The organism is Thalassolituus sp. UBA2009, from assembly GCF_002335285.1.
GTDB classification, from domain to species: Bacteria; Pseudomonadota; Gammaproteobacteria; order Pseudomonadales; family Oceanobacteraceae; genus Venatoribacter; species Venatoribacter alkanivorans.
Genome location: NZ_DDCJ01000104.1, coordinates 9,566 through 19,207, shown reverse-complemented (window position 1 = coordinate 19,207; position 9,642 = coordinate 9,566). Strand labels below are relative to the sequence as shown.

At 51.4% G+C, this 9,642-nt stretch carries 10 protein-coding genes; 4 read left to right on the top strand and 6 right to left on the bottom strand.

What is annotated here, in order from left to right; genetic code table 11:
* A partial coding sequence (locus B3P58_RS13505) for a hypothetical protein (protein ID WP_286718201.1) occupies positions 1-249 on the bottom strand: 249 nt, incomplete at its 3' end.
* 284 nt (positions 250-533) lie between these two features.
* On the opposite strand from B3P58_RS13505, the gene B3P58_RS13500 reads away from it, so the two are divergent.
* From B3P58_RS13500 to B3P58_RS13485, 4 genes are all read left to right on the top strand, one after another.
* Positions 534-1,583, top strand: a complete 1,050-nt coding sequence (locus tag B3P58_RS13500) for a TRAP transporter substrate-binding protein (protein ID WP_145467921.1) — start codon at positions 534-536, stop codon at positions 1,581-1,583.
* Between the two features lie 62 nt (positions 1,584-1,645).
* Positions 1,646-2,185 carry a TRAP transporter small permease subunit gene (locus B3P58_RS13495; RefSeq protein WP_145467919.1) on the top strand — a complete coding sequence of 180 codons (540 nt, stop codon included), beginning with the start codon at positions 1,646-1,648 and terminating at the stop codon, positions 2,183-2,185.
* Complete coding sequence (locus tag B3P58_RS13490; RefSeq protein WP_230330369.1) at positions 2,175-3,563, top strand: TRAP transporter large permease; 1,389 nt, start codon at positions 2,175-2,177, stop codon at positions 3,561-3,563. The genes B3P58_RS13495 and B3P58_RS13490 overlap by 11 nt, the downstream gene beginning before the upstream one ends.
* 195 nt (positions 3,564-3,758) lie before the next feature.
* Positions 3,759-4,076: an antibiotic biosynthesis monooxygenase family protein gene (locus B3P58_RS13485; RefSeq protein ID WP_230330368.1), complete on the top strand. Its 318-nt coding sequence runs from the start codon at positions 3,759-3,761 to the stop codon at positions 4,074-4,076.
* A gap of 61 nt (positions 4,077-4,137) precedes the next feature.
* Here the strand turns inward: B3P58_RS13485 and B3P58_RS13480 are convergent, their stop codons facing one another.
* The 5 genes from B3P58_RS13480 to mnmH all read right to left on the bottom strand — a co-directional run bounded on the left by B3P58_RS13480 (position 4,138) and on the right by mnmH (position 9,436).
* A complete protein-coding gene (locus tag B3P58_RS13480; RefSeq protein WP_286718195.1) occupies positions 4,138-5,133 on the bottom strand; it encodes an ABC transporter substrate-binding protein in 996 nt (331 codons plus the stop codon).
* A 135-nt stretch (positions 5,134-5,268) separates the two neighbouring features.
* Entirely contained in the window at positions 5,269-6,798 is a 1,530-nt protein-coding gene (locus B3P58_RS13475) for a PhnE/PtxC family ABC transporter permease (protein WP_286718192.1), read from the bottom strand.
* Positions 6,788-7,465: an ATP-binding cassette domain-containing protein gene (locus tag B3P58_RS13470; RefSeq protein ID WP_286718190.1), complete on the bottom strand. Its 678-nt coding sequence runs from the start codon at positions 7,463-7,465 to the stop codon at positions 6,788-6,790. Before B3P58_RS13470 ends, B3P58_RS13475 begins: the two co-directional genes overlap by 11 nt.
* 5 nt (positions 7,466-7,470) lie before the next feature.
* Positions 7,471-8,334, bottom strand: coding sequence for a putative selenate ABC transporter substrate-binding protein (locus B3P58_RS13465; RefSeq protein WP_286718182.1), 864 nt, complete (start codon positions 8,332-8,334; stop codon positions 7,471-7,473).
* A gap of 4 nt (positions 8,335-8,338) precedes the next feature.
* Positions 8,339-9,436 carry a tRNA 2-selenouridine(34) synthase MnmH gene (gene mnmH, locus B3P58_RS13460; protein WP_286718179.1) on the bottom strand — a complete coding sequence of 366 codons (1,098 nt, stop codon included), beginning with the start codon at positions 9,434-9,436 and terminating at the stop codon, positions 8,339-8,341.
* Positions 9,437-9,642 lie beyond the last annotated feature (206 nt).

Genomic DNA, 9,642 nt, shown 5'->3' with positions numbered 1-9,642 from the left:
GCCGACGGTAATTAAAACAATCGCGCCCAGGTAGGTTGGTGCCAGCAGCCAGCCATGCCGAACGGTCTGCTCAACCGTTCCATAGAAGGCCCAGGTGGTACAGAATATTGCCAGAGTCAGGCTGTATACATAGGGCTGCCATGAAGACTTCCGGATACGGTCACCCAGAATAGCCAGAACAAACAGAAAACCCACATAAGCCAAAGAAATAAGACCAACCAGCCATATACTGCTCAGATAATCGATCAAGTGGCACCTCATCTTATTCTTTCAGTCCGCTCCTGCACCATATAACAGGCCAGGCGTTTCGTCACAGCTATAGTGACAATTATGGCTGACTATTTCCGTATTTTTTGTGCATGGCGATATCTGACTGTCCGCCACCTACTTTAGTAGGTATTGCACTTATTTTAATTGTCCCTACCAAAGAAGGATGGAGTGAAAGCCAACCGGTTCATATAGTTTTTTTAATCCTGATCTGTCAGATAACTGACTTTTCAGATTAAAGGAAAATAATAAATCCGGAGTCTGATATGAAAACCATGATCAAGCCATTACTGACGGCTTCCGCTCTTGTACTCTGTGCCGCTGCGGTTCATGCAAAACCTGTATTACTGAAAACACCCATTGCTTTCGGCTCCAACCTGCCGGCCCTTGGAACCCCGATCACCTGGGTATCTGAGCAGCTGCCTCTGGTATCCGGCGGTCAGATTAAAATGAAAATTTACGAGCCGGGAAAACTGGTTGCGCCACTGGAGATTCTGGATGCAGTGTCCAGCGGTAAAGTGAACTCCGGTTATTCTATTGCCGGTTACTGGGCAGGAAAAATGCCGGCTGCTGCAATCTTTTCTACCATTCCGTTCGGCCCTGAAGCTCCGGAGTTTGCCGCGTGGATGTATTACGGCAATGGCCTGAAGCTGTACCAGAAAATGTACGATGACGGCGGCTACAACGTACACGTTGAGCCCTGTGCCCTGATCAGTCCGGAAACATCCGGCTGGTTTAAAAAACCGGTAAACAGCGTCGATGATCTTAAAGGCCTGAATATGCGTTTCTACGGCCTTGGCGGCGAAGTTATGCAGAAACTGGGAGTATCCACCTCTCTGATTCCGGGTGGTGAAATTTTTGGTGCTCTGGAAAAAGGCGCAATTGATGCCACCGAATTCTCACAGCCAGCCATCGACGAAAAGCTGGGCTTCTATAAAGTGGCCAAATATAACTACTTCCCTGGCTGGCATCAGCAGGCCACAGTATTCGAACTGCTGATCAACAAAGATACCTGGAACGGCATGAGCGACAGCCAGCGCGCACAGATTTCCACAACCTGTAAGGCATCCGTAACTAACTCCGTAGCGGAATCTGAGTACATTCAGTTTGAAGCCATGAAGAAAAATGCCGAAGTCCGTGGTGTAGAAATCCGTACCTGGCCAAAGGAAATGATGGATCAGTTCCGTTCAGCATGGGAAGAGGTGGTTCAGGAACAGCGTAAAGATCCGACCTTTGCCGTGGTTTATGACGATCTGAAAAACTTCCGCGACAACTACAAACTCTGGTCAAGCCGCGCCTTTATCAACCGCGACTGAATCCTGCCTTAAACCGGTACAGAACCCTGTGCCGGTATTTCTGTTTTTAAACGGGTAATGTTATGAATAATGATCTCCGGCCACCTTCGACCGTGCTGCTGGCAGATGCGGTCGATCGTGTATTACGTAAAAGCTGCGAATACCTGTCCTGGGTATACGCCATTCTTATTGCCGTTATTCTGTTGCAGATAACCCTGCGCCGTGGTTTCAGCGCTGGTCTGATTGCACTGGAAGAACTGCAATGGCACCTGTATGCCATTGGCGTACTCTTTGGTGTTATTTACGCACAGGCGACCAACAGTCATGTACGGGTAGATGTCCTGCAGGCACGCTTTTCTGCCAGAGCGAAAAGCATGACTGAAATAGCCGGAATTCTGTTACTGGCGATGCCTTTTCTGTTCGTCGTGTTTATTCACAGTCTGGATTTTGTTGCCGAATCCTGGCGCATCAATGAGCGCTCTCTCGCCCCTGCCGGTCTGCCCTGGCGCTGGCTGATCAAGTCGATGATCCCTGTTTCAGTCGGCCTGATGATGCTTACCTTTATCAACCATCTGTATCGCGAGTCTGTATTACTGATACGGGGTAATAACCATGGAAATTAATGAAATTCTGATAGTGGCGATGTTCGCCAGCTTTATCCTTCTGCTCTTTTCCGGATTTCCTATTGCCTGGGTTCTGGGTGGTGTCGGCACATTGTTTGCCGCTCTGGCGTATATGAGCGACATGTATCTCGATACCATGATAGGTATCGACTTTAATTCCATCGGCCTGGTCGTCAGCCGTATTTATAAGATCATGGACAACTGGATTCTGGTTGCGCTACCCATGTTTATTTTTATGGGAAATATGCTGGATAAATCCGGCGCGGCAGAAAACCTGATGCAGTCCTTTCAGGAATTATTTGGCCGGGTACGTGGCGGTCTGGCTATTACTGTTATTCTGATCGGGATTATTCTGGCCGCCTCTACCGGTATTGTCGGTGCTTCTGTTGTGCTGCTGGGGGTAATGTCACTACCCGCCATGCTCAAACAGGGCTACTGTAAAACCGTTGCCGTTGGTACCGTTGCCAGCGCTGGTACACTGGGCATTCTGATTCCGCCCAGCATTATGCTGGTTATTATGGCGGATCAGCTGGCACTGTCTGTCGGCGATCTGTTTATGGGAGCCGTCGTCCCCGGTCTTCTGCTGGGCGTGCTGTATATTGTCTATGTGCTGGGCTGGGGCATCATCCGCCCGCATTCCATGCCACTGGCAGAAGATGTACAGCCGGTAACATGGAGAGTCTGGGTTAACGTTATGCGTTCCGTGCTCCCCACACTGCTGATGATTATTGCGGTGCTGGGCAGTATTTTTACCGGTATAGCAACGCCAACCGAAGCGTCTGCTGTTGGTGCCGCCGCCGCGATTCTTCTGGCCTGGCATAACGGCCGCCTGAATATCAATGTGGTGCGTGAATGCCTGCACAATACTTTCAGCGTCAGTGGTTATATTTTTGCGATCTTTATCGGTGCAACCATGTTTGCGCTGGTGCTGCGCGAGCTGGGTGGTGATGAGTACATTGAATCTTTCCTGACCTCTTTGCCCTTTGGCCCTTATGGCATCATTCTGTTTGTGCTGGGCATTGTTTTTCTTCTGGGTTTTGTACTCGACTGGATTGAAATTACACTGATCGTATTACCGCTGGTCGCTCCGGTAATTAATGCTCTGGAAATTTCTATTAATGGCTATGGTGTGATTGATCAGCCGATTATGGTGTGGTTTGTCATGCTGGTTGCCGTGACGTTGCAGACATCCTTCCTGACACCACCGGTTGGCTTTGCACTGTTTTATCTGAAGGGTGTATGCCCGCCAGAAATCAAACTCGGTACAATTTACCGTGGTGTTATTCCGTTTATCGTACTGCAGTTACTGGGCCTGACACTGCTGATTATGTTCCCGTCACTGGTGAACTGGTTCCCGGCCATGGTTTACGGTCAGTAAGCCGTTGCTGCTATCCCCGGAAGCCTTTGGCTTCCGGGGATATACCAATCTTTTAAATCTTTCCTTCCGGAAAAATACAGGCAATCAGCAACAGACGCTGCTGCCCATTCCATGATATTTACTTTCCTGCGGGCGCACATTACCGTCATGCATTTACTGTCCCGACAGTGAGTATTATATGCGCAGGAGTCTGTTATGCCGGAAATAGCCCAAACCCCCGAGCCACCCTACTACGCTGTTATTTTCAGCAGTCACCGCACCGAAGGAGATAACGGTTACGCTGAGATGGCTGCACGCATGATTGAGGCAGCAGCAAGACAGCCGGGGTTTCTTGGTATTGAATCAGCAAGGGAAGGTCTGGGTATTACGGTATCGTACTGGGACAGTCTTGAGGCTATCCATCGCTGGAAGAACGACGCCGATCATAAAGAAGCACAACGCCTTGGCCGCGGGCAATGGTATTCTGGATTTCGGGTGCGGATAGCAAGAGTGGAACGAGAATACGGAATGTAATGCGGCATCAGGTAACAGTAAAAATGTTCACTCTGAGCCGCTCAGCGGAAACATGCCGGATTTATTCAATAAAGGTGGTCTGCGAAGCCGTCAGCGACGACAGATGAATGTTCCAGTGCTGCATACCTTTACGGCTGTAAACATAATGGCCGCTGAGTGAATTCAGAGGCTTAATACTGGATATCGGAGTGCCGTTAAGAATCATCATTGCCAGACGTGAAGCAGTAACGCCTTCCTGATAAGCCGAGACGGTAAAGCCACCGGCGGCTTTATGCTCACCAACAAAAATATCCCACAGTGAAAAAATCGGCACCTCCGCCTGTCCCCAGGCTTCATTCATCAGCGCCTCCGGGCTGACATGCTGCCCGTTATGATCGTGAATGGTGTGATGGGTGCCGACAATAACAGCATCAATACCGCGCTCAGAAGCAGAGCTTATTGCATGCAGCCATTGCTCGCGGTTATTGGTCATCAGCACATCGACCTGCGTACCATGAATAACCATCGTACGGGCATCACCAAAAAACTCACCGATGGCATTATTCATGGTCGGTGAGTCATCGGTAAGAATCAGAAAATGTTTGTCGCGTTTCAGAACCTTACGCATATGGCGGACGTTCTGCACAAAGAATGGCCGCTCCAGTACACCGGTAATTAACGGGTTATCGATAAACGGATACTGGGCGCGGCCGCCATTAACACCAAGAAAGACCACTGGTATACCCATTCCGGCAATGCTTTCAGCCATCAGCGAGAATGCATTATCGTCACCGATGATCACCAGTTCCGGAGCCAGGCGACGTATGCTTTGCTGTATTTCGGCAGCTTTTTCCGGCCAGTCACTTTTAGCCAGCTGCTTGGTGTCCATTGAATACGCCGTCAGCTGACATTTCTCGCTCATATTATCCTGCAGTGCCTGCAGATACTGCGCATCCCAATTATATTGCGGATGATAACTCTGAATAACGGCCACCTGTTTCAGCGGACCGGCATTGCTGGTTGCACAGCCAATACAGAGTGCCAGCAGCATATAACGGCTTACTGTTCTTATTGCCATAGTATTCTCTCCGGCAGAAATTAACTCCGGAGTTAACCATGTGGCTGCTGGCCTCAGTATCCTGATTTAGTAGGTGAAGAAGGGGTTAATTGAAGATAAAGAAAGCGGCCCGGGAATCTGAATTATTCCAGACCATTATCCAACGCCAGCGGACAGATCTGCACCGGCCCGGCGGCGGATTCGGCGCGACAGACTGTCGATCAGAATATTCAGTGCGGCAGCGACCACAATCAGGAAGAAGGCCTTATCGTAACGGATTTCTTCAAATGCAGAGTCAATATAAAAACCCAGGGTGGCAATACCGAGAATTCCCATCATCGCGCTTTCGCGCAGGATGACTTCCCAGCGATAAAATAAAAAGGCAAGAAACCCCGGATATAAGCGTGGCGTATGCAGATACAGGTAACGGTTAATCCCCTGTGGATCATCGGCACGCTGTGGCTGCTGTTCGCTGTGGTTGGCGAGCAGGAACGCAATTAAACCACCGTTATGTAATGCCAGCGCCAGCACCGCCGGTAAGCCGGAAGGCCCGAGCAGTAACAGCAGAATAAAGGCGATCATCATTTCCGGCGTAGAGCGCATAATCAGCAGTAATAACCGCCCCGGCCAGCGCATGGCCCTGCCACTGATCGCCTGACTGGCCAGCGGGTAACACAGCAGCGCAATCACACCGGTCAGTACCAGAGCAATCTGGGTAAGGTACAGCGTCTGCAATAATGCCGGCCAGGCCACCTGACTGAATTCGCGCCAGTACCAGGTCGCGGCTGCGCTCAGATCACCCTGCTGTAATGCCCGTGGCCAGATATCCTGACTGATAAACTGCCACGCATAGCTGCTGCCCAGTGGCGGCGACTGGGGTAACAACCAGAGCGCCAATGCCGCATAAACAGGTAATAACCAGCCACGTAACCAGAAGCGGATACTGGCAATTAATATAAAAAACACCCAGAGCAAAGCCGCGGCTTCGCTGTACTGCCCCTGTTTAAAAGCGGTCTCCAGATGAAAGCCGAGTGTTGGCAAACCAATAAAACCAAGAATGGCGCTGGAGCGTAAGGCACACTCAAAACGATAGCGGCAGTAGCTGCGCATCTCGCCCAGACTCTGTGGAATTAAGGTGTAGGCATGGCGGCTGATGCGGCTGCTGAAAGGTGAAACAGCCAGCGCAGGCTCTGGCGCCTGGCGATCAAACATTTCGGCAAATACTTTGGCAAACACACCGGTATAAGGAATTAAAATCGCCAGCAAGCCGGTGGTGGCACTGAGGCCATAGAGCTGCATAAATAACAGCCCCCAGAATATTTCGTGTACCGAACGTACCGCCGCCGCCAGCATACGCACCGGCCGCCAGTGATAAAACACCGCCAGCATTAAGCCCAGCGGTACTGAAATGATCAGTGCCAGTAAGGCAAAGGCAACGGTCTGGCCCAGCGCACTGAACAGCGTACTGCTGTCAGCCCAGTACGGGGTAATAAAGCCCCAGCCAATACGTCCGAGTTCACGCCATGGGTCGGTCGGATAAAGCGCCAGATCGGCCAGAAATATACAAGCCAGGGCAATCGCAATAAATAACAGGGAAATACGGCGCAAACGACGACCGCTGCTGTGCGCCGGGCGCACGCCGGGTAAACGGTTCAGCAGCATTAAAGCGTCGTTATCAGGCCGCATAAAAAGCGTCCAGATCGTCGCTGCTTAACGCTGCGGCCGGGCCATCGTAAACCAGTTCACCCGCGCGCAACGCCAGCACACGATCAAAATGGGCAAGTGCCAGACGGCGGTTATGCAGGCTGACCAGCAGGGTGTTATGACGCTTGATTAACAACTGCAGAATATTTTCGGCCTGCAGCGGGTCGAGGGCAGAGACCGGTTCATCACCAAGAAATACCGGCTGTTTACGATACAGCGCGCGACCAACGGCCACCCGCTGACGTTGCCCACCGGATAACCGGTCTGGCGAATGCCAGAGTTTATCTTCTAACCCAAGCTCGTTACACAGCTGCTGAATTTCGGCACGTGGGGTATTAAATGAGCGGATTAAATTCAGCAGATTATAAACACTGCTGTGGCGCTCCAGCCCGCCCATAAAAATATTGTTATACACCGACAGCATATCCACCAGTCCACCCTGCTGTGGGCAGAGGGCAATCTGCTGTGGCTGCTGGCGGTACAGAACATCCAGCAGGCTGGATTTACCGGCACCGGAGGGGCCGATAATGGCTATTTTTTCGCCCCGACGAACAGTCAGGTTAATGTCATGAAGAACGCGGTGCTTACCCAGCGTCAGATCAAACTGCTGTAACTGAAACAGGATAGCGGCATCCGCGTTCACACTCATGGTTATCAGTCTTCCAGCAGGCCAATCGCACGGGCGGTATTTTCAATCGGCGCGTAATCGTCGTTACTGGCCGGTACAAAAGATTCACGCGGAAAGCTGGCGAGCAGGTCTTTATCTTTCATTTCCAACAGGGCTTTACGCATTTTTTCTTTAAAGCCTTTGCCGAAACGGGCATCCACATCACCACGGATAGTCCACTGATAATCCGGATAGGTTGGTGTGGTCCAGATCACCTGAATTTTTTCCGGGTCGATATTGCCGGCCGCCAGCTCGTTATCCCAGACGGTGTAATTAACCGCACCGACCTGATAAGCACCGGACTGCACCTGAGCAATGGTACGGCTGTGATCGCCGGAGAAACCAACGCGCGAGAAAATATCCTCTGGAGCTGCGTTAAATTGTTCGCGCAGATAAAACTCCGGCATTAAACGGCCGGAAGTAGAACCTTTGGAACCAAAGGTAAAGGTTTTGCCTTTCAGTGCTGCAGAGAGTGTTTCTTCTGCATTCAGGCCCGCGCTTTTATTGGCAATAAAATAGGTTTTAAAAAACTGATCTTCATAGCCCTGAGCAATAGCTTCAGAACCGGCCACCAGCTTACGCGCCTGCACGCCGGATAAACCACCAAACCAGGCCAGCTGCACCTGATCGTTACGGAATGCGGTAATGGCGGCGGCGTAGGATTTTACCGGAATGTACTTCACCTCAGCGCCAGTCTGTGCCGAAAGATAATCGGCCACTTTATTAAAGCGTTGCTGTAAGCGTGATTCATCTTCATCCGGAATGGCGGTAAATACGAAGGTATCGGCGAATGCGGAAAAGGCGCTGAGCAGCAGGCCTGCTGCTGCGGAAAACTTAAAGGTCTTTTTCATGGTTTTACTCATTATTTTTCAGGTAGTCGTTAATCTCAGCAGCTGAACCACGGAATTCGACCGGGCCTTTTTTCTGCGTCAGCTGGTACTCGTACATCGGGTCGTAATAGTCGCTGAGCATAATGCGGATCCACTCGCGGTGCAGGCTGTTATCGCCCGTTTGCTCGTGTTCGTTCAGTGCCTGTTGCAATAAATCATCAAGCTGCTGATAGCGCACACCACCAAGGCGACGCTGAATTTTCTGCAGCGATTTGGTCAGATCGTCACGGAAAGCCGCAAAGCCTGCCTCTTCGCCTTCAGCCTGCTGCCACTCCTGCAGTTTATGCAGAATATAATTACGGAAGCTGTGCTCGACCCGCTGTTCCAGCGAGGCTTCAACAATAATCAGTGGCGCGGCCAGCATACGCAGACGCAGACATTCCGGAATCGCACAGCGGCCAATCAGCATGCTTTCGTCTTCGAGCAGAATACGACGCCCCGGATGCGCATGATCCTGACGCAATAACGCCACCGCGAGTTTGTTTTCAAAATCAATCTGCGATGGTTGCCCGGCCGGGCGTTTGCCAAAAGTACTGCCGCGATGATGGGCAATACCTTCAAGGTCAATACTGTGCGGCAAAGCATTTAATAAATCGGTTTTAGCGCAGCCGGTATGACCCGCCAGTACGCGGAACTGGCCATCGGCCGCAATGCGCTCCAGCGTATCAATTAAAAAACGCCGCATGGCTTTGTAGCCACCGGTAATGCGCGGGTAATCACAGCCGGCTTCTTTCAGCCACTGCTGTACGATCTGACTGCGCAGGCCGCCACGGAAACAATAGAGATAACCATCAGGATGCTGACGGGCAAATTCCAGCCATTGCTCCAGCCGCTGTTGTTTTACCTTGCCGCCCACCAGCTGATGGCCCAGCACAATAGCGGCGTCCTGACCCTGCTGTTTATAACAGGTACCGACTTTCGCCCGTTCGGCGTCGGTCATCAGCGGCAAGCTGACGGTGTGCGGAAACGCGCCCTTTTTAAATTCTAAAGGCGCGCGGGTATCCATCATTGGCGTGTCGGTTAAAAACAGGCGGGTAAAATCCTGTGTATCGGGACGGCTCATGCCTGAACCTCGACACGGTAATCGCTGCGTGCGGCGGTTAATTCACCAATGCACTGTGCGTATACCCCGGCGGCTGTTAATNNCCGACTTTCGCCCGTTCGGCATCGGTCATCAGCGGCAGGCTGACGGTATGCGGAAACGCACCCTTTTTAAATTCCAGCGGCGCGCGGGTATCCATCATCGGCGTGTCGGTTAAAAACAGGCGG